This window comes from Autumnicola tepida (genome assembly GCF_031846485.1).
Lineage (GTDB): Bacteria > Bacteroidota > Bacteroidia > Flavobacteriales > Flavobacteriaceae > Autumnicola > Autumnicola tepida.
Map to the genome: position 1 here is coordinate 52,089 of NZ_JAVRHQ010000004.1, position 20,780 is coordinate 72,868.

The 20,780-nt window shown below is 39.0% G+C and carries 24 protein-coding genes; 23 read left to right on the forward strand and 1 reads right to left on the reverse strand.

The genetic code is table 11. The annotated features are described in order from the left end of the window. Positions 1-6: 6 nt before the first annotated feature. The 21 genes from RM553_RS05095 to RM553_RS05195 all read left to right on the forward strand — a co-directional run bounded on the left by RM553_RS05095 (position 7) and on the right by RM553_RS05195 (position 18,520). Positions 7-627, forward strand: a complete 621-nt coding sequence (locus RM553_RS05095) for a conjugal transfer protein TraK (protein ID WP_311533878.1) — start codon at positions 7-9, stop codon at positions 625-627. A gap of 30 nt (positions 628-657) precedes the next feature. Continuing rightward, positions 658-1,587, forward strand: a complete 930-nt coding sequence (traM, locus tag RM553_RS05100) for a conjugative transposon protein TraM (RefSeq protein ID WP_311533879.1) — start codon at positions 658-660, stop codon at positions 1,585-1,587. A gap of 11 nt (positions 1,588-1,598) precedes the next feature. Then, positions 1,599-2,432 carry a DUF4138 domain-containing protein gene (locus RM553_RS05105; protein ID WP_311533880.1) on the forward strand — a complete coding sequence of 278 codons (834 nt, stop codon included), beginning with the start codon at positions 1,599-1,601 and terminating at the stop codon, positions 2,430-2,432. 32 nt (positions 2,433-2,464) lie between these two features. Continuing rightward, a complete protein-coding gene (locus tag RM553_RS05110; protein WP_311533881.1) occupies positions 2,465-2,803 on the forward strand; it encodes a hypothetical protein in 339 nt (112 codons plus the stop codon). Between the two features lie 222 nt (positions 2,804-3,025). Beyond that, positions 3,026-3,373 (forward strand): single-stranded DNA-binding protein, encoded by a 348-nt coding sequence (locus tag RM553_RS05115; protein ID WP_311533882.1) that lies wholly within the window; start codon positions 3,026-3,028, stop codon positions 3,371-3,373. A 79-nt stretch (positions 3,374-3,452) separates the two neighbouring features. Beyond that, complete coding sequence (locus RM553_RS05120) at positions 3,453-3,902, forward strand: JAB domain-containing protein (protein WP_311533883.1); 450 nt, start codon at positions 3,453-3,455, stop codon at positions 3,900-3,902. Between the two features lie 423 nt (positions 3,903-4,325). Beyond that, entirely contained in the window at positions 4,326-4,715 is a 390-nt protein-coding gene (locus RM553_RS05125) for a BfmA/BtgA family mobilization protein (RefSeq protein WP_311533884.1), read from the forward strand. A gap of 11 nt (positions 4,716-4,726) precedes the next feature. Further along, entirely contained in the window at positions 4,727-5,755 is a 1,029-nt protein-coding gene (gene mobB, locus RM553_RS05130; RefSeq protein WP_311533885.1) for a MobB family relaxase, read from the forward strand. Between the two features lie 10 nt (positions 5,756-5,765). After that, positions 5,766-7,361 (forward strand): type IV secretory system conjugative DNA transfer family protein, encoded by a 1,596-nt coding sequence (locus RM553_RS05135; RefSeq protein WP_311533886.1) that lies wholly within the window; start codon positions 5,766-5,768, stop codon positions 7,359-7,361. Between the two features lie 149 nt (positions 7,362-7,510). Further along, positions 7,511-8,353 carry a M57 family metalloprotease gene (locus tag RM553_RS05140; RefSeq protein WP_311533887.1) on the forward strand — a complete coding sequence of 281 codons (843 nt, stop codon included), beginning with the start codon at positions 7,511-7,513 and terminating at the stop codon, positions 8,351-8,353. 72 nt (positions 8,354-8,425) lie between these two features. Next, the gene (locus RM553_RS05145) at positions 8,426-9,154 is read left to right on the forward strand and encodes a LytR/AlgR family response regulator transcription factor (RefSeq protein ID WP_311533888.1); all 729 of its coding nucleotides are present in this window, start codon (positions 8,426-8,428) and stop codon (positions 9,152-9,154) included. A 234-nt stretch (positions 9,155-9,388) separates the two neighbouring features. Next, positions 9,389-9,550, forward strand: coding sequence for a hypothetical protein (locus tag RM553_RS05150; RefSeq protein WP_311533889.1), 162 nt, complete (start codon positions 9,389-9,391; stop codon positions 9,548-9,550). A 180-nt stretch (positions 9,551-9,730) separates the two neighbouring features. Then, a complete protein-coding gene (locus tag RM553_RS05155; protein ID WP_311533890.1) occupies positions 9,731-11,653 on the forward strand; it encodes a tetratricopeptide repeat-containing sensor histidine kinase in 1,923 nt (640 codons plus the stop codon). Between the two features lie 4 nt (positions 11,654-11,657). Beyond that, complete coding sequence (locus RM553_RS05160) at positions 11,658-12,332, forward strand: response regulator (RefSeq protein ID WP_311533891.1); 675 nt, start codon at positions 11,658-11,660, stop codon at positions 12,330-12,332. Between the two features lie 406 nt (positions 12,333-12,738). After that, complete coding sequence (locus RM553_RS05165) at positions 12,739-13,182, forward strand: hypothetical protein (RefSeq protein WP_311533892.1); 444 nt, start codon at positions 12,739-12,741, stop codon at positions 13,180-13,182. A gap of 646 nt (positions 13,183-13,828) precedes the next feature. Then, the gene (locus tag RM553_RS05170; RefSeq protein ID WP_311533893.1) at positions 13,829-14,974 is read left to right on the forward strand and encodes an HlyD family secretion protein; all 1,146 of its coding nucleotides are present in this window, start codon (positions 13,829-13,831) and stop codon (positions 14,972-14,974) included. A gap of 37 nt (positions 14,975-15,011) precedes the next feature. Beyond that, positions 15,012-15,371 (forward strand): HTH domain-containing protein, encoded by a 360-nt coding sequence (locus tag RM553_RS05175; RefSeq protein ID WP_311533894.1) that lies wholly within the window; start codon positions 15,012-15,014, stop codon positions 15,369-15,371. A 46-nt stretch (positions 15,372-15,417) separates the two neighbouring features. Then, positions 15,418-15,591, forward strand: coding sequence for a hypothetical protein (locus tag RM553_RS05180; protein ID WP_311533895.1), 174 nt, complete (start codon positions 15,418-15,420; stop codon positions 15,589-15,591). Between the two features lie 20 nt (positions 15,592-15,611). Next, positions 15,612-15,770: a hypothetical protein gene (locus tag RM553_RS05185; RefSeq protein WP_311533896.1), complete on the forward strand. Its 159-nt coding sequence runs from the start codon at positions 15,612-15,614 to the stop codon at positions 15,768-15,770. Between the two features lie 194 nt (positions 15,771-15,964). Continuing rightward, on the forward strand, positions 15,965-16,123 hold the full coding sequence (locus RM553_RS05190; RefSeq protein ID WP_311533897.1) for a hypothetical protein: 159 nt from the start codon (positions 15,965-15,967) through the stop codon (positions 16,121-16,123). A gap of 225 nt (positions 16,124-16,348) precedes the next feature. Then, on the forward strand, positions 16,349-18,520 hold the full coding sequence (locus RM553_RS05195; RefSeq protein ID WP_311533898.1) for a peptidase domain-containing ABC transporter: 2,172 nt from the start codon (positions 16,349-16,351) through the stop codon (positions 18,518-18,520). Between the two features lie 491 nt (positions 18,521-19,011). Here the strand turns inward: RM553_RS05195 and RM553_RS05200 are convergent, their stop codons facing one another. Next, entirely contained in the window at positions 19,012-19,152 is a 141-nt protein-coding gene (locus tag RM553_RS05200) for a hypothetical protein (protein WP_311533899.1), read from the reverse strand. Between the two features lie 397 nt (positions 19,153-19,549). On the opposite strand from RM553_RS05200, the gene RM553_RS05205 reads away from it, so the two are divergent. Together RM553_RS05205 and RM553_RS05210 are read left to right on the forward strand one after the other, a co-directional pair. Beyond that, positions 19,550-20,128 carry a lipid-binding SYLF domain-containing protein gene (locus RM553_RS05205; protein WP_311533900.1) on the forward strand — a complete coding sequence of 193 codons (579 nt, stop codon included), beginning with the start codon at positions 19,550-19,552 and terminating at the stop codon, positions 20,126-20,128. Positions 20,129-20,225: 97 nt separating this feature from the next. Further along, the gene (locus RM553_RS05210) at positions 20,226-20,771 is read left to right on the forward strand and encodes a lipid-binding SYLF domain-containing protein (RefSeq protein WP_311533901.1); all 546 of its coding nucleotides are present in this window, start codon (positions 20,226-20,228) and stop codon (positions 20,769-20,771) included. Positions 20,772-20,780: the final 9 nt, after the last annotated feature.

Below are 20,780 nucleotides of genomic sequence, written 5' to 3' on the forward strand. Positions count from 1 at the left end.
TGTCTTATGTCAAAGAAATTTTCTCCTTACCGTAATATCTTCCAGGTGCTAAAGCTCAACCGACTGGTGAGTATCAGCGTCAGTATCGGCGCTTTTTGTGCCTGTATGTTTTCAGGCTACCTGGTGTACAAAATGCACCGGGATGCCGTGGAGCATGCTTTTGCCATTAACACCAGGGGGGAAGTTATCCCCCTGAGCTGGCAGCTGCGCCGGGATAACCTTAAAGTGGAAGCCATGGCGCACCTGGAATTGTTTCATCGTTATTTCTACGGCTTATCCCCGGCTACCTACGAGCAGCGGCTTGAGAAGGCGCTGTGGCTTGGGAATAGTTCCGTGGATAACGTGTATCGCCAGAAAAGAGCTGATGGGGTATATAACCGCATCCTGCAATATGCCCTTGTCCAGCAGATCGATACCGTGGAGTCGGAAGTGGAGCTGGACCAGGCACCATATCCTTTTAGCACCCGTACGGTTTTTCGCATTAACCGGGGCAGTATTGAAGATGCCTATGAACTGATTACCACCGGAAAACTGCTGCCGGTAGAACGACAGTTTCCCCAGAATACCCATGGGCTTCTGATCACGGACTTCTTTGAGAAACACCTGCGGAAGCTTCCTGTGCAATAGGAGCTTAAATAAAACCATAAAACAAAAAACATGAAAATCGATAAGAAGAAAGTGGTATTCGGCTCCGTACTGGTCTGTGTCCTTGGGTTTATTATCTCCTATTGCCTGGTGGTTTTTGGAGGAGACCAAGAACAGGAGCAGGAAACAATTTCGGACCCCGAAGTGCCGCAGTTGAAGGAGGAAACCAAAACCTACGATTCCAGGCTTAATGCCATCAACGATCTCCGGGAGAAAAAGCCCTCCCTGGCGCCCAGCCTTTATGATGAGATGGAAGAAGAACAGCAGGAGTGGTCGGAGGATCAAGACGGGAGTTCTATGGATTCCTTACCTCCACAACAAGCCTGGACCATGGAGTCCTGGAGCTTTAACCGTGAAAATGCTGAAGATAGTACAACAGCTGCTTTTCCGGGAACACATGAGGTTGGTATAGCGGAAGCAGATATTCCTAACACAGAAGAAATTTCCCCGGCAGAACTGGCCCTGGCCCAGGAGCTGTTTTTTAGCAGTACTAATGCGAATGACAATTCAGCGGGTGGTAAGACGGATTCGGTGATTCGGGTTTTTGTAGACGGGCAACAGGTGGTCAGGGCAAATTCCCGCCTCCGCCTGCGCTTAATGGAACCTGCCAGGATTGGAGGAAAAGAACTGCCACGGCTCAGCCCTGTCTATGGGTTTGTCAGTTTTGCAGCCAACCGGGTGAAGGTAAATATCGAGCAGGTCATGCACCGGCCTGTTTCCCTGAAGGCATACGATGTCCAGGATGGCAGCGAAGGGATCTACGTGGAAAATAACTTTCGGGCAGAGGCTTCACGGGAAATCCTGGATGACGCGTTGGGGGAAATCAATATTCCCAGCCTGCCACAGGTCAGTGGTATTAGCCGGCTCTTTCAAAAACATAACCGCAATATAAAGGTAAGCGTTAGCAATCGCTACCAGTTACTGCTCAAACCGGAACTTTAAAATTTATTCCTATGAAAACATTAGTACACCTTCTTTTAGTCATCTTTATACTGCTTTGCAGTGATTCAATTTATGCGCAGGCGCACCGGGCTCCTGATACCATCTATGCTAATGATCACCAGCAGGTTGCCCTCTTCTTCCCGGCTCCAATTCGCCAGGCGGTTACCGGGGCTCCTCACATGGTTTTTACTTATAACAAAGACCGGCCGCAGTATTTTGGGCTGCTGCAGGCCAAAGCGGGAGTGGTGAGCAACCTGTTTGTAATTGATCAGCAGGGAAATATTTTTTCCTTTGTACTAAAGTTCCGGGAAGAGCTGCCGCATTTCTATTATTTCTTTACCGGTAAAGATGCGGTGGGTCGTGAAGCTCCTCTAAAGAAGGATGCTGTAGCAACTGCTAAGGCTAAGTCTTCTCCATACCTGGAACGGCTCTCGGAGCATTTTCTGCGCAGGGCAAAGGGAAGCCTTCGGCGGCAGAAAACCTCCGGGGTTGTACTGCGGGTAAAAGATATTGTATTTTTTAATGAAAATTTTTTCCTGGTCATGGAGCTGGAAAATTCCTCCGGGATCAGCTACGAGCCTGATCAGCTTGATTTTTATATCAGCACCAAAAAGCAGGGAAAAAGAAAATCCATGCAAACGCTTCCTTTGGAAATACTATATGCCCATAGTTTTCCGGAAAAAGTTTTAGCGGGAACAACCGATAGGTTTGTGGTAGTACTGCCAAAATTCACTTTGCCGGATAACAAGGAAATAACGACCAGGCTTTTTGAAAAGCATGGGGCAAGGAATATCGAGCTGAAACTTCTTAAAAGGCATATCAATGGCGGTAGTGCAGGGAAGTGATTATTGATCCGGGTACTATGAATGCGGTAAAGATGAGATTGGTAAAAAAACCCGCTCAGCACATTCCCTCCACTGCGCAGAAAAAGCTACGCTGCGGGGAAAGCGTTTCGCTTAAAAAGATATGGACGCTTCCCGTTTTGTCTTTGCGTTTCGTGCTCCAGGTTGCCATTTTTAGAATTGGAGCACTTCACTTCAATTCAAAACCGGAAGGAGATGAATCCAGGTTGAAATTCCATAGTTGGATTTGGCTGCGCTTCCTGTGGGTTTGTACTTCTCCAGGAGCCTTTAGCCTTACTTCCGGGCCTTTCGCTGTACTTCCCTTTTTTTGTTGGCAAAGATACCAGGATTTAGAAGTTAGACGCACTGCATAAGCCAGTCGTGCCTCCTTTTTATAAGTGCTCCCTAATTCTAAATCCTGTAAAATGTATCAGCAACAAAAAAGGTAACAGCGACGGCTCTACGGGAAGTAAATCTAAAATGACTCTTATGAAATCGTACAAAAACATCCAAAAGGAAGCGCAGCCAAAAAAACAAAAAAGGAAAACGCTCAGGATACAAAAAGTAAATCAATGTTTAATTTAAATTTTTCAATTATGAGTAATCTACGTAACAAAGTACAGCTGATCGGGAATGTTGGAAACACTCCTGAAATCAAAAACCTTGAAAGCGGCAAAAAAGTAGCCGGTTTTTCTATCGCTACCAATGATTTTTACCGCACCTCAGGTGGTGAGAAAGTACAGGATACCCAGTGGCATAATATCGTGGCATGGGGTAAAACCGCCGAAATTGTGGAGAAGTACGTGTCCAAAGGCAAAGAAATCGCCATTGAAGGAAAACTGACTTCCCGCTCTTATGAGTCAGGGGACGGCACCAAAAGGTATGTGACTGAAATTATTGCCGGGGAAATCCTCCTGCTTGGTAGTAATGCTGCCAATGAATAGGCACCAAAATTAAGAGGGCGGGAACCTATCCAAAGTGCCGCCCTCTTTTTCATTATTAACCTTTTAAATTGAATTAAAAATGAAATCTAAAGTTAACGAAATTTCGATAAAGTACAGGGGCAATTTGAAAGTAAAAGAAGCTCCCAAGATCAGCTCCTCCCTTTGCGCTAAAGAACTGCTTTTTAGCCAGTGGAATAAAGATCATATCGCCCTGCACGAATGTTTTAAGGTTATGCTCTTAAACAATGCCAATAGGGTAAAAGGGATTTTTGAAGTCTCCACGGGAGGGATTACCGGAACCCTGGTGGATGTGCGGATTGTTTTTGCGGTGGCCTTAAAGTCATTAACTACGGCTATAATTATTGCCCATAACCATCCCTCGGGAACTTTAAAGCCCAGTGAAAATGATAAACGCCTGACCCGGAAAATTAAAAGTGCCGGGGAGTTTTTGGATATCAAACTGCTGGACCATCTTATTATTACTCCCGATGGCAGTTATTTTAGCTTTGCCGATGAAGGAATTTTGTAACACCTAAACCGCTGCTTCCAAAGTAGCGGTTTTTTATATTTTATTTTTAAGATTAGTTGAAAATTTAATTATCTTGAATTGACTTTTTTACAATCCGATCTTCACAAAGAAGGCGCCGTTTTTTCTGACTTTCAAAAGGTGCCGGTAGCATAAGTTCAACATAGAACGGGAATGAAATTCCTAAACCAGGTAGCGGTTTGCCGATAAGGGAAATCGTGGCATTTTTGATCCGGCCCGCCGGGAAAAAAGGACAAGCAAGAGGGTAACACGCTGCGCGATGTTACGGGTCCTTTTTTAAATCATAAGCAAATGATTATCAGCTATTTGAGTTTAACTATAAGTGCCCGGTACAGAGATAAGAAACTGGTTTTTTACTAAAAAAGGCCGGCAGCCCACAGTTTCCGTTCGAATTTTTACTAAAAAATGGATACCTCACACAAAAAAGAGCCTTTTGAAACCTTTAAGCTTAAAGCTTCGGTAGGTCGGAAATTCAGAAAATATGCCAGGCATTTGGGGTGCTCCCAATCGATGACCCTTCTGCTGATGCTGGAATTTTTTGAGACCAATAAGCTTTCTCCTAAAGAGCATATGGGACCGCATATGCAGACCCTGGAACGCCTGGTTAAAAAACGTATCGACGCCCTGATCGCCATCGTGCGTAGTATCGAAAAAAACCAGACTAAACCTACCGCCCTGATGTTGCAATCTTTATTTGAAGAGGAACACACGCCTTCTCAGCCCAAGTTCAAAGAAAAGAAGTTCCAGGCAAAAGAGGAACCGGTGCAGTTTCGTGAAAAGAAATCAAATAATTAAATATTTAGCTCATGTACATCACTATCTCTCCACAGAAAACCGGGGGTTCCTTTCCCAAAAGCAGCAGCGGGTTTGTCAGCTATCTGGAAAAGGAAAATGAAGGCAAATCCCCGGAAGCGCAGGAATTCTTTTTTAACCAGGAAGAAGACCAGGTAACACCAGAAACCGTCATTCAGGAAATCGACGCCAATACTGCGAAACTTAAAAATTCGGAGCCGAAGTTCTATTCCATTACCTTAAATCCCAGTGCCTACGAGCTGAAACAATTACAATCCAAAAATCAGCTTAAGGAATATACCCGGGAAGTCATGAAAGCCTACGCAGCATCTTTTAACCGGGAAATCGACGGAAGACCGGTGAATGTAAATGACCTGAAATATTTTGCCAAGCTTGAAACACAGCGAACCTACAAGGGAACAGACTGGAAGATCAAAGAAAACCAGCCGTATGCCACCCGCATCCTGAAGCTTAAAAACGAGATGCGGCGTATCCAGCAGGGCGAAAGTACCGGGGATCTTAAATCCCTGCAACAGCAAATCGATAAGCTGGAATGGGAAGCACCGCACCAGCTAAACGGGCAGCGGATTATCCAGGGCATGTCCAAGGAAGGCAACCAGGCGCATATTCATATTATCATCAGTCGTAAAGATGCCTCCAACCGCTATAGCCTCTCCCCGGGCAGTAAGTACAAAGCTTCCGAGGTAATGATGAACGGAAAAATGGTGCAAAGAGGATTTGACCGGGATCATTTTTTTAAACAGGCAGAAAAAGTGTTTGACCGCCAATTCGGTTACCGGAGGAATTTTGTGGAATCCTACAAGGCCCGGAAGATGTTTCTGCAGCAGCCTAAAAGCTACCTGCATCAATTAACAAAATTACCCACTTCAGAAAAACGAATCGCATTCCAAATGCTTCGTGCTACAGGTTTACCAAATGTGCCTTCCATTCCCACCAGTAAGGTGCAGCTGGCTTTAAAAACTTTTAAAAGCTTAAAGCGGGGAGTGGAGATCGCTTTAAAATCAGGTTCAATCGGAATATAAATTAATCGTTATGTTAATTAATCTTTTTCATCCTTTGGTGGTCCTGGCGTTTTGGTGTTTTGCCGGGGGAGGCTTTCTGGCCCTTCATAAATATTCGAAATATGGTTTCTGGCTAAACCTTTTGCTGCTGGGATTGCTATTGTGGCTGTTAAATTTTCGCTACCCGCAAGGGGAACAACTGCGATTGATCATCTGTTACGGATGTCCGTTGCTCCTGATCAATGTCGCCCTTTACGTGTTCTTCGGAAAGGAAACCTTTGAGGAAAAGGCAGGGGAGAAGTATAGGGTCAAATTTAAAACTGCCAGTGGCAGGTTCTCTATTGCCAATGTGCGACGCGGGGTTTCTATTATCGGGGCTGCCGGCAGCGGGAAAACAGAGAGCGTGGTCTACCCTTTTTTGCAGCATTTCCGCAGGTATAAGTTCTCCGGGATCATCCATGATTATAAGGATTTTGAATTGACCGAGATGGCTTACCCATTATTTAAGGATGGAGACATTCCTTTCTATATCATATCTTTTGATAAGATCGTCCACCGGGTAAATCCAATCGCACCGCGTTACCTGCCCAACGAGGAAAGCGTCAATGAGGTCTCCAGGGTATTACTGGAAAACCTTTTGGAACAGAAAGAAAACGGCAGCTTCGGTTCTTCCAAATTCTTTAATGATGCCGTGGAAGGACTGCTAGGAGGGATTATCTGGCGCCTGCGCACGGATTACCCGGAATATTGTACGCTGCCGCACCTGATTGCCATATACCAGCTGCTGGATACCGATAGCCTGATTGCTTTTCTCTCCGGGAACCAGACTTCCAAAGCGATGGCCAGTGCTTTTATCCAGGGCAAGAATTCCGAAAGGCAAACCGCCGGGGTAAAAAGTACCCTGGCCAACGCCCTTAAGAAAATTACCACCGAAAAGATCTTTTACGTACTCTCCGGGGATCAAGTGCCCCTGGATATTAATAACCCCGAAAATCCTGCGGTAATCTCCGTGGTGAACAATCCCAAGTATGATTCCGCGTATTCTCCAATTATCGCCACCATCATGCATACCGTGATCAAACAAATGTGTACGCGCAACCGTGAATCTTCATTTGTGCTGATGGAAGAAGCACCTACCATCAGGTTATTAAATATGCACCGGGTTCCGGCGACACTTCGAAGTTATGACATCGCTACCCTTTACGTGATGCAGGATAAGATCCAGAACGACCTGATATACGGGGAAAAGGCGAGCAAGGCTATTTTAAGCAACCTCTCTTACCAGTTTTTTGGAAAGGCCAATGATCCCGATACGGCCAGGTACTATGAACGCTTTTTTGAACTGGTAAAACAACCTACGACCAGTGTAAATCGTAGCCATAGCCTTGACTTTGATACCCGTGTTACTACGGGAGAGCGGGAAGTGTTCAAAATCAGGGCAAGCCGGTTTTTTTCTTTGAAGCCGGGAGAGTTCGTGGTGTATGCGGATGGGGAGGAAAAGGTTATGGATTTTAAGCTGGAAAAGATCAAGAGGTCTCTGTTTGATAGGGAAAATGTTCCTCAGGAAATTTTGAAAAAATGCTTTGATGAAATATTTACAGATATTGAAAATATTTTTCAAACCTGATTTTAAGTTTTACTTTCTCAGAGAGCATGTAAAGCACCTTCGGGTGAAAATGTTAATTACGGGAAACCATATTTTTAGTAGGGTTGAATTCTGGCTAAGCCATTGCAAAACATATAGTTTTATGAAGTATTATTAATCAAAACCTACTTATGAAAAAATCAAAAATTTACCTCGGAATGTTAGCAATGGCAGCCTTGTTTTCTTCTTGTGAAAAAGAAGATACTGTTACGCAAGAGCCTGCGGAATCATCTTCATTAAAAGAGACGAAGCTTTCGAAAGAAACTTTAGATGATATCGCAAAGCTTCATTTCAATAAGGAAAATGTGGAAGTTATCGATTTCCTGCTGCCCGACGGATCCTCTAAAGAATCTTTACTTATCGAAGGAGATATCCTTATGGATCCCGCTCAGCTTTCTAAAATGAGTACTGAAAATATTTCAAGTAAACAATATCGCACGTACAACCTGGTTTCCAGCCCGAGAACAATTAATGTAATTGGATTTACTGCCAATTCAGGTCAGGGCCTGACTTCTAAGCAAAGAAGCGCCCTGCAAAGAGCAATCAATAACTATAACGCTCTGAATATAGGATTGAATTTCACCCTGACTTTTGGAACCAACTATCAGCCATATGATATCGTGGTTTATCAAAATTCCAATGGGGAAGCAGGAGGAGTAGCCGGTTTTCCAAGCAACGGGAATCCATACAAATATGTACAGATATTTTCTGGAATGGAAGGCTATAGTACGGCTACAAACGAACATGTGCTGACACATGAAGTCGGTCATTCGGTAGGACTAAGACATACCGATTGGTTTAGCAGGCAGAGTTGCGGTCAGTCCGGTGAATCCGCCAGCCCCGATGGAGCAGTGCATATTCCTAATACCCCCACAGGATATGATGCTAACTCCGTAATGCTCGCATGTTTTAGTGCTAACGAAGATGGGAACTTCGGGTACTATGATGAAGTTGCTCTAAATTATCTTTATTGATTAGTTAATGTTAGATAGTTAGGATGGGGAGGAAGCCGGATAGGGGCTTCCTCCCCTGCTTTAAAGCTATATATGATAACATACGCTATTCTCGGGGGAAATGAAGAGGCCGTAGGAGAGGTAAAAGGTGCTTTACAGAATTACCCGGATTACCTGCTGCTAGGAGATGCTATCTCCAACAATGAGGCTTACGAGGTAATACTTAAAAATCCTCCAAACCTGGTATTTGTTGATTTTGATAGTTACAGCTCAGCGGATATTCCTTTAAATTTTATTGCAGAACTCCATCAGTACCTTCCTGAATTACCTTCTTTTATAGGGGTTTCCGGCAAAAAAGGCTTTGCTTATGAAGCTTTGAAAAACGGTTTTGTGGATTATCTTTTAAAGCCTTTAGCGCCGGTAGAGGTGGTGAAAACCCTGGTTAAATATCGCCGGAACAACAATAAATCCGAAACTCGTAAAATTTGTCTTAAATCTTATTCCGATTATCATTTTCTCGATTTAAGTGAGGTGATCTATATGCAGGCGGATAACAACAATACAGATTTTCATCTTTCTTCAATCTATAAAGTGCCGGGGTTTAAAACCCTTAAATATTATGAAGAATTGCTGCCCGAAAATTTTGTTCGTATCCATAACAGTTATGTGATAAACACCGAGAAAGTCACCAGGATAAATTTTGGTAAAAACAAGGTTTACCTGCATTCGAATATCAAGCTACCTTTCTCTAAATCTTATAAGAAAAATGTAGAAATGGTAAAGTCCAAATTAACCGCTGATAATATTATTTCTCCAGATTAAACTACTTACCCTTCAAATCATTACAGCTACTCCTGTAATTGGGTCATTCACTACTTCTTATCCTTTTAGCACCAGAGAAAAAGAGGAACTCACCTAAATTTACACCGTTAACATAAATTAAGAATTCTTTTAAGCCGCCTTTAACAAAAGGTAGTTTTAATCCAGGCCTGGAAAAATTTTAAAGCAGACCGGTTTACCGGCATCTGTTAATGTCAAACTTAAAAATTTTTCCAAATGAAAATTACACTACGTCTATTATCTTTATTGCTTTTATCAGTATCAATCTATGCTTGTGAACCAGAGGAAATACCAGATGATAAAGATTCAAATATAACTACCCAAACTTTCGGAGATACGGGAGATCAGGGAAATGAACCAGTAGGAAAAGATGATTAATCATAGATTAAAGCCTAAAAAGTATTGCTATTAAATAGTATTACTTTTTAGGCTTTTTGACATTATAATTATGCTTAGTTTTATAAAAAAAATATTCTGAAAAATTTAATTAATGCATATCTATTTTTACAATTTATAATCTTCACTTCCTGTAATAATGAGAGAGTAAGGTCAGATAAGGTGGAAAATGTAAATGGGAAAAACGAAATATTTTATAATTACCTTGAAAATAAAGTGAGTTTATCTTACTTTTTGGAAACACAATCAATAGAGAAAATAAATTCTATTAAAAATGATTCTTTAAAGAGATCGGTTATTTATAAAATTTCCTATGATTACTATCTAAATAAAGATTCGGTAAACTTTCGAACTTGGAATAGAAGAATTGTACGAATTTCACATCAGCAGATGGATAGTGCAAAAATAGCTGAAGCCTTCTGGGATTTAGCAAGTTTTTATTATGAGCATGATCGAATTGACAGTGCTTACTACTATTATAGCGAATCTGAAAAATTGTATTCATTCTTAAATAAAGACCTTCTTCAAGGAAAAATGTTGCTAAATATGGCAATAATGCAAACAAAGGTGAAGGATTACATTGGTGGAGAAGTAAATACAGCTAATGCCTTAAGATTATTAAAACCTTTAGGTAAATCTAATTTATTATATAGTGCTTATAACAATTTAGGAATTATCTTTAATGAACTTGAGGATTACAACAAGTCACTTCAGTATCATAAAAAAGCTCTGGAATATGTAAAAGAATTAGAAGATCCTATCAAGGAAGCAAATGCTTTAAACAATATTGGAGTTGTTTATGAGAATCAAGCACAATACTCTGCAGCTATAAAAAAGTTTGAAGAGGCGCTTACTACTGGAAATCTATTAGAAAAAAATCCCCGTTTATATGCAATGCTCCTGGATAATCTTGGATATACCCATTTTAAAAATGGAAATCCCCAAAACTCAGAGGAATTACTTTTACACTCACTACGTGTAAGGGATAGTATTCATCATACGGCTGGATTAGTAATAAACAACCTTCATTATGCTGAATATTTATCTTCAACTAAAGATACTGTGAATGCTTACATACATGCTAATGAAGCTTTATCTTTAGCCAAATCTTCTAAGAGTTATGGAGATATTTTATCTGCTCTACTTCTTTTATCTGAAATAGATGCTGAAAATGGAAAAAGTTACTTAGAGGAATATATTGATCTAAGTGATAGTTTACAAAAGGAAGAGCGATCTATTCGTAATAAGTTTGCCAGAATAAGGTTTGAAACAGATGAATTTATTGAAGAAAATGAAAATTTAACAGCTGAAAGAAAATGGATAATTGCTGGAGCTTCAGGCTTCTTTTTAATTGCTATTCTCCTATATATAATAAGGGATCAGAAGGCTAAAAATAAAGAGTTGCAACTTCAGAGGGTACAACAGGCTGCAAATGAAGAAATTTATAATCTCTTATTGACTTCCCAAGATAAAGTGGAGCAGGCAAAAAATGAAGCAAAAAGCAGAATATCTGCTGAATTACATGATGGTATCTTAAGTAAGTTTTTTGGAATTAGGCTGAGCCTGGAAATGCTGCAGGATAAAGAAGATCCGGAATCAAAATCAAAGAGAAAAGAATTTATTAAAGAAATGAAGGCCGTAGAGAATGATATTCGGGAGGTTTCCCATAAATTAAATTCTGCAAAATTTGAATCCGGAGTAAGCTTTGTTCAAATCCTACACGAGCTTTGGGAGGAAAAACAAAAATTAGGTAACTTCAAGGGCGAATTAATTCTAGGGGATGATATAAACTGGGATGAAATAGCAAATAAGGTTAAAATTCATGTATATAGAATTTTACAGGAGTCTCTCTCAAACATAATTAAGTACGCACAGGCAAGCAATGTTTTCATATCTTTTAGTATAGCAGATAAATCGTTAGAAATGGAAGTAGTGGATGATGGATGTGGTTTTGATACGGAAAAAAGTGCAAAAGGTATAGGGCTTTCTAATATGCAATCCAGAGCAAAAGATTTGGGCGGGAAGTTGAAAGTTAACTCCGGAGAGGAAGGAACTAAAATAGAATTGGAAATACCATTAACATAGTAGTATGAGCAAAAAAATAAAAGTTTTAATTATTGATGACCATCCAATTATTGCTGATAGCTATGAAAATATTCTTAAAGATATGGAGGATGGTGATCTGAAGCTATTTATTGAAAAACGCAGGAATATTGAAGAGGCCTACCAGAGTATTGAAATATCAAAAGCACAAAACTCACCTTATCATTTTATTTTTCTTGATATAAGCCTGCCTGTTGCTGAAACGCTGGGAATTTTTTCAGGTGATGAATTGGGAGTTAAAATCCGCGAAATTTCACCGGAATCAAAAATCGTTGTGATGACAATGCATAATGAAAACCATAGGTTATATAATATTCTGCGTACTATAAACCCCGAGGCATTTTTAATCAAAAGCGACGTTTCTCCTGAAGATTTAAAAATAGCTTTTAAGGATCTTTTGGATGACCGAATTCATTATAGTCAAACGATAAGATTACTTCTGAGAAAACAAATTGTACAGGATGTAGCTTTGGATAATAATGACAGGAGCATTCTCTACCATCTCTCCAAGGGAGTAAGGACCAAAGAACTTGAAGATATTGTTCCGCTTTCTTTAGCTGCTATAGAGAAGAGAAAGAAAAATATGCGGGAGGTATTTGGTCTGGATAAAGGAGGTGATTTGGCATTAATTGAAAAAGCAAGACAGTTAGGGTTTTTGTAGTAATAGCTGAAATGTCCCATGAATTTAATTTAAAAGATTTTGATTTTGACACTACCCCAATATCAGACAATATTGACCCAGTTGAATGAACTACTTCTTTGTTAAAGTTGGAATGAATACAACTTATGGTACATCTTCCGTGATTTTTCCATTAAATTTAGGTTTGAAAGGTTACTCTCAAACATGGACATAATACTAATACTCTTTTCTTCAACCGATCTTTGTACTTCTATATAAAGATCGGTTTATTTATATCGAGTTAGAATATTCAAAAGCATTGTTCAAACAAAATGAACTATTATGACTTGGTTTCCGTAAATAAATGGAGATTCCTTGTTTCAGAATAGTTGGAAACTTTTTCTATCCTGATATTTATGATGGGCAGAAATTACTTAAATTCTTAATTATGAAATTTAAAAAGATAGTGATAGCATTAATAATTACAACCCTTCTATATGGCTGTAATAATGATAATCCAGTGTCTATGGAGGACAGAATTATACCATACACGATAATTCAAAAAGGACACTTCAGTGTTAATGAAGATGAGAGCATTAATGAAACATACTTGGATTATGAAAACAGATCTGGATGGAGCGTTCTAGTTGATCAGATGGAACGTGTTAATTTTGAGCAATCAGAAGAATTTAGAAAGCTTAATTTTGATTTTGAAAATAAGATACTCATAATTGTTATTTCAGAAACGGAAAATTTTTGCTGTAGTGAAATCAAGATAAACAATGTTTACAGGGATGAAGATAGAATTTATGTAAAATTTGAAGTTGGTGCACCAGGAACGGAACCAATTAGAAGTCAATCTTATGTGCTATTAGAGGTTTCCAAAGACTAAAACCATCCGGATCCATGGCTTTAAGTATCCCTTCACTCTTTAAAAGCTCCTGGTCAAAACATTTTCAGTTTCCTTATTAATAAGGAGTCCTTTCAGGGACCCGGCAAAAGCTTAAAAGATACGTTGTAATAGATCCTCCAATAGTCGTACTCCACTTAATATTGGAACCACTTTGCTTATATGCCCATTTCTTCGTTGAGGGTCTACTGCTTTAGACCGAACAGTTTCGGGATACTATTTTACGTCTTTTATTACTAGTTTCTGTGGAGGTATTAAGCGACTAAAAACTAAGAATAGATTTAGTGTAAAATTTTAAGCACATTTACTGCCAATTTTCATGAAATATTACGGTTGAACCATAAATATTGTATGGTTGATTTTTTAACTCATTTATGGATTCTATAGAAATTGCGTCGCAATTGAAATCAAGGTTTAATGAGTATTTTTAAAATTATGCTCCTGGGAGGATGTTTGTGTATTACCTCATGTGTTTCAATTCCCAGTGAGATTGTTGTTCTTTCAAAAACTATAGGGGGATTTAAAGCTTCCTCACAACAGCCATCGCTGTTCGAGATCTGGTTTGCTCGGAAAATTAAACGTCCGCACGATTTTTTCCTGCGAATATCCTTTTTATCATTATTGACAAATGAAAATATTTCCAAAAGAAATTATTGAAAACACGGCTGAAGTTTTCAAGTTCAGGCATACTATAAAGAGCAAGATTATTTATAGCATATTTTTGATTGCCATACTGGTTGCTTTAATATCCCTTCCTTTTATTAATGTTGATGTATATACCTCCTCGGCCGGGATTGTAAAACCCGCTAAAGACCGTATTATAGTTTCCACTATAAACGCAGGGCGTATCCAGTTTTCTGCTTTAGAAGATAATAAAGAAGTGATTAAAGGTGATACGCTGTTGATTATTGAAAGCAAAATTATAGACGAGCAACTAGAATATTCGAATTCACAATCCAAAGAGTTAGAACTATTTATTAGAGATCTGGAAAAATTGGCGAGCAGGACAAATATCAATTTTGGAGATGTAGAATCGGCTAAATATCAAGCTGATTTTCTGGAGTACAAACAGAAGCTAAGAAAACTGCAAACCCGTTTGCAACAACTCCAGTTAAATTTTGAAAGGAACAAATCTTTATTTGAAAAGGGGGTGATCGCTGCGGCAGAATTTGAATCCATACAAGCTGAATACAATCTGGCACTTAGCGATATCTCTTCATTTAAAAAACAGCAGAAAAATTCATGGCAAAAAGATTTGATTACTTATAAAGATGCTTTAGAGGAATTATACAGTAACAGAAATCAACTTATAGAAAACAAATCTCATTTCTATATAACCGCTCCCACTTCCGGGGTATTGATGAATACAACCCAATTCAGCAAGGGCAGTTATATATCCCCAGGCACCAAAATCTCAGAAATATCTCCCGACACTAATCTAATAGCCGAATGCTATATAAGCCCTGCAGATATTGGGCTCATAGACCCGAAGAAAAGGGTGATCTTCCAAATTGATGCATATAATTATAACCAGTGGGGCTTGGCAGATGGTGAAATCGTAGAAATTAGCAAAGATATTGAGCTATCGGAAAATAAACCGGTCTTTAAAATCCGGTGCCTTATAAAACAAGAGCATCTAAGCTTAAAGAATGGGGTGGAAGGAAAAATAAAAAAGGGAATGACCCTTAACGCGCGCTTTATCTTAGCAGAACGCTCCCTATACCAATTATTATACGACAATGTTGATGACTGGCTAAACCCTGCCAACACATAAAATTAGAGAATCCAAACTACACCTAAATATTTAACCTATGAAAACTTTAAAAAACCTGGAAAGGCTGCAACACCTCCACGAGATGATCAAAGCGGAAAACACCGGTACTCCCGGTGAACTTTCAGAAAAAATGAATATTAGCGAAAGATTGGTATATAACCTATTGGAACAGCTAAAAGACTTGGAAGCTTCTATTTGTTACAGCCGGAAAAGCAAAACTTACTATTACTGTAAAGATTTTCAGCTTAATGTAAATATTTCCGTATCAGTTATCTCCAATAATGAGCTAACAGAAATTTTTGCAGGCTCTTATTTTTTACAGGAAAAAAACTCCCTGCAAGGATTGTGCGGTGACCAAAAGTATATTAGCAATATCAAAACAAAAATATGCGCATAATGATTGTTTTGGAAATTACCGTTTAATCACTTAAAAATTTTTAATTATGAGAAATTTAGTAGGAGTTGAAGAATTAAGTTATATTGAAACAAAGGAAATCGAAGGTGGTGCAATTGGAATATTGACTATTATTGGGGCTGCATCAGCTATTATTGCAGTAGGTGCCGCAATAGACTATGCTGCTGAACAAGCATTACACGGGTGGAATAATCCAAGATAATTTTTTAAATAAACTACAACATGAAAAATTTACATTTACGAGAATTAGAACCCTCTGAGATAAAAGCGATATCTGGCGGAGGCCCCATCAAGGATTTTTTGGACTGGGAAATTAGAACAAAATTTAGCATTTATAGAGGTATTTGGGATGGCCTCATTGGAAATGAACCAGCAGTATAAGATGGGGCTTTCAAAAATTTTCAGAAAACTGAAATCTTTAAATTATATAGAGATTTTTGGTCTTATAGTTTCAATTACTATTTTAATAAGTGCTTTTTTTTATTTCCTAGAAAATGCATTTCATGGATGGAACAACCCCCATTAATTCTAAAACGAATCTTTATAAAAAACAGTTTAAAACTTAAAACAATATTATGAAAAATCTTAACCATAATGAATTAATTACAATAAACGGTGGAAGTGATTCTCCAGAAGCGGCTCCTGGCTCATACAGCCTAGGATATGCAATAGGATCAGCAGTAAGGTCAGCAATAATATCTTTTCGTTTTATTGGAGTAGCACTCAGGCCTTAAAGGTGTAATTTTCATCATGTAGATTATCGACATTACTAAAATGGGAACTGGCCCTTATAACCCAGTTGATACTTTGACTCCCAACAATTAGTACTCAATTGGATCACAAAAAGAGGTTAAGCTGTAGAGTTTAACCTCTTTTTAATTGTATGATAATTCCAGGTTCTCCGCATATTAATTGCAGTAAACATTTCTACTTTGCCATCCTAACATAAATTACCTATTTTGGCAAAAACCACTATCAAACAGCATGATATCACAGATTGTGGAGCGGCCTGTCTGGCTTCTATATCCGCACACTACAAATTACAAATCCCTATCGCCAGGGTCAGGCAATACGCAAGTACCGATAAGAAAGGCACCAATGTCCTTGGCTTACTGGAAGCAGCTCAAAAATTAGGTTTTGAAGCTAAAGGGGTGCGGGGAGATTTCGACAGTCTATTTAAAATACCCAAACCTGCTATAGCCCATGTGATAGTAAAGGAGAGGTTACAACACTATATTGTAATTTATGAGGTAACAAAAAGCCATGTTAAAGTCATGGATCCCGGGGATGGGAAAATGCACAAGAAATCCCATGAAGAATTTAAAAAAGAATGGACGGGTGTTTTGGTATTGTTGTTACCAGATGAGCCATTCTCCAGCGGTAATCAGAAAGTATCAGTTTTTAAACGTTTCTGGTTTCTGCTAAAACCTCATAAATTTGTATTGGTCCAGGCGTTTGTTGGAGCCGTTATTTATACCTTACTGGGATTTTCCACTTCTATTTATATTCAAAAAATCACCGATTATGTTTTGGTAGGAGGTAACACTAATTTACTCAACCTTTTAAGTGTGATAATGCTTATTCTGTTAGGGCTTCAAGTAATAATTAGTGTCTTCAAAGACATCTTTTTAATCAAAACGGGGCAGCAAATAGATGTAAGGCTTATTTTAGGTTATTACAAACACCTCCTGAAGCTTCCGCAGCAGTTTTTTGACACCATGCGCGTGGGTGAAATTATATCCCGTATCAACGACGCAGTGAAGATCAGGAATTTTATCAACGGCGTGGCACTTAATTTAACGGTAAATATAATGATTATCGTTTTTTCATTCGCGCTCATGTTTGCTTATTACTGGAAACTCGCGGCTATTATGTTGCTGATTATACCATTTTACACTATTATTTATTTTGTCACCAACAGGCTTAATAAGAAAACGGAGCGTAAAATTATGGAACGATCTGCTGATCTGGAAAGCCAATTCGTTGAATCCCTGAACAGCGTAGGAACTGTAAAAAGGTTTGGTCTGGAAGATTTTGCCAATATTCAGACCGAAACCAGATTTGTTAATCTGCTGCATGTGGGGTATAAGTCGGCCCTCAATAGTGTATTTTCCGGTTCCAGTTCGCAATTTATTGCCCGGTTGTTTACAATTATCCTTTTATGGGCGGGTTCTTATTATGTGATTGCGAGGGAAATCACTCCGGGGGAGCTTTTATCTTTTTATGCCATAGTTGGCTATTTAACTGGGCCTGTGGCTCAACTGATTGGAGCCAATAAACAGATCCAAAACGCTTTGATCGCTGCGGACAGGCTATTTGAAATTATGGATTTGGAAAGGGAAGAATCTGAGAACAAAATGGAACTTAAAAAAGAAAATATTGGGGACATCCATTTTAAAAATGTGGCATTTAGATATGGATCACGGGTAGAAGTTTATAAAAATTTCAACTTAAAAATCCCACACGGAAAAATAACCGCCATTGTAGGGGAAAGCGGTTCGGGAAAATCTACATTAATTTCTTTACTCCAAAATCTCTACCCTATCCAAAAAGGAAATATTCTCATCGGAGATTCAGATTTAAATTATATTGAGAATGGAAGTCTTCGTAAATTGGTATCGGTAGTGCCGCAAAAAATTGATCTGTTTGCGGGAAATGTTGTAGAAAACATTGCAATTGGTGAGTTTGAGCCAGATATGGAAAGGATTATTCATATTTGTAAAAGTATTGGTATCTTAGAATTTGTAGAAAAACTTTCTAATGGTTTCGGCACCTATTTAGGGGAAAATGGCGCAACTTTATCAGGTGGTCAAAAACAACGTATTGCTATAGCCAGGGCTCTTTATAAACAACCGGAGATATTAGTCTTGGATGAAGCAACTTCCTCTTTGGATAGCTCTTCAGAAAATTATATTCAAAATACTATAGATGAACTTCGTAGTCAGCAGAAGACAATAATTTTAATTGCCCATCGGTTGAGTACCGTGGTTAATGCCGATAAAATTGTAGTGTTAGAAGAGGGCAAAGTCATAGAAGAAGGAAACCACTTAGAACTTTTTGAAAAACAAGAAAATTATTACCAATTATGGCAACAGCAAATGCCGGTTATGGAGGAATTTATTAAAAACTGATTTTATTATTATTTCTTGTTTCTTAGGGAGATGGTTATTACTACCCTCAGCGGATTGCCTTCCACCAACGTAACCGTCCTAACGGGAGCTTAAATACCAATAAAGAGCATCTTAGCAGATCTGATCGTTTACCCGACCCCAGAGAAAACAACATTAAATAATAATTTGAGTTTTTCTTTGAAGCCAACATATCCACTACTTAAGTATTCTATTAATTGGTTCGAGTTTTACCGTAAGGGTCACTAAAAATTTTCTAAGATTATTTGCATAAATAAGTATTATTAAGTGAAGTTATAGTTTATGCATTTACAGTTCCTAAAGAAGACAACAACCCATGGAGGGGATTTTATTTTTTTCAGCTTCTCCAAATACGAAACCTTGACTTTCTCAGCTTACCCCACGCGCTCGTAAAATATTTGTTTTCTTGATAAACTTCTAAAAGCTTATCAAGCGGATCAAAGGTACAATTGTATTTAAAGATTGGGCTGACATTAATGGTAGTTCCTTCGGAGTCCTTTTAGATCTTGTTGAAGATTTTTCCTCGCTAAATTCTCTATTGCTTTTTTAGAAACACCCAACGCCTTGGCCACCCGTTCCAGCTTATCATCTTCCAAGGGCTTGTTCTGCTCCATATGCGAAACACTTTGTCCGGAAATTTCCGGTTCTTCAACGAGGCAGTTACGAATGGGGGCTATTAAAAGTGTTGATAGGGAATATTCTCTTACTTACTAAGTAACACTTTGAGTGTATATACATCTTGTTTGGATTAAATTATTTATTTTTGAGATTACAAGTTCAAAATCAGTGATAAAAGTTCGCAGATCGTCAACATTTTGAAGATTAATAAGGTTAATCCTAGTAATATTGGACTCTCCATGAGGGGTTGTATATCCCTGGTGAGGCTACAACTTTAATGGCCGTATCGTCCCGATGCGGCTTTTTTTCTGGTATCTTCTAAAATAACAGAAGCTTAACAGCATTTCAGTTCCGGGGTTTTTAACTTGAAGTAAAATCCAAAAACATATTGAAATGAGAACATTTAAGAAAAAACTGTACAGGAATTTACTGGTATTAGGCCTGATTTTTTTCACGGGGCTAATGAGCGCGCAAACCGATGATGATTCCGAAGCGATCGTAAATCAGGATAAGAAAGATAAACTGATTAATGATGCGAAAGATTCCAAAGCCGCCTTTATCCAGAATAGTGAAAACCTGGGAGACCTTTTTGAAAAGGCAGCAGGATATGTGATCTTTCCTAATGTTGGCGCGGGAGCTTATATTCTTGGGGGAGCCGCGGGAAACGGTGTGCTGTTCGAAAACGGAGAAGTGCAGGGATTTGCTGAATTAAGACAGGTAAATATTGGGCTTCAGTTTGGAGGCCAGGCATACCGGCAGGCCATACTTTTCCAGACTCAGGATGAATTGGAAGAGTTTAAAGACGGCGAATACAGTTTGTCCGGAAGTGCTTCAGCGGTTATTCTGGAAAAAGGAGAGGCAAAAAGCATAACTTTTAAAGAAGGAAGGGCAATTGTTACCATGCCTAAAGCAGGTGCAATGATCGAAATTTCGGTAGGAGGACAAAAATTTGAATATCGTGCCGAAAATTAGTCCTGGAAGACGCTAAACTTTCGTGAAATAACAATTGGTTAACAGGATTCGCGGTATATGGTTTTTAAATTCGTCTGAAACCAAAAATAATTTTATTATGAAAACAATTGCCAAGAAACTATCTATACCAATGTTGTTCTTAATGGTGTTGGGGATCACGGGCTGTGGTTCTATGTCCACCTCGCCAGACAAACTTGTAAATGATGCCCAAAAAGCGCAGGAAGCGATGATAGAGGCGCAACCAGATTTGCAGGAAATGTTCCAGACTTCTGCGGGTTACGCTATTTTTCCTAATGTAGGAAAAGGAGCTTACATCCTGGGAGGAGCGTCCGGTAACGGGGTGCTTTATGACAACGGAACCGTGGAAGGTTACACCGAAATGAAACAACTGGATATAGGATTTCAGATTGGAGGAAAAGCTTACAGGGAAGTAATATTTTTTCAAACAGACTCGGCCTTGGAAGACTTTAAAAGTGGGGACTATGAGTTAACCGCGAATGCTTCCGCCGTAATTATTGAAAAAGGCAGGTCTAAATCTGTAGATTTTCAGGATGGTGTTGGTGTTGCAATAATGCCAAAAGCCGGTGCCATGGCAGGAGTTTCTGTAGGTGGCCAAAAGTTTGAATATCGCGATGCAGACTAAAATAACTCT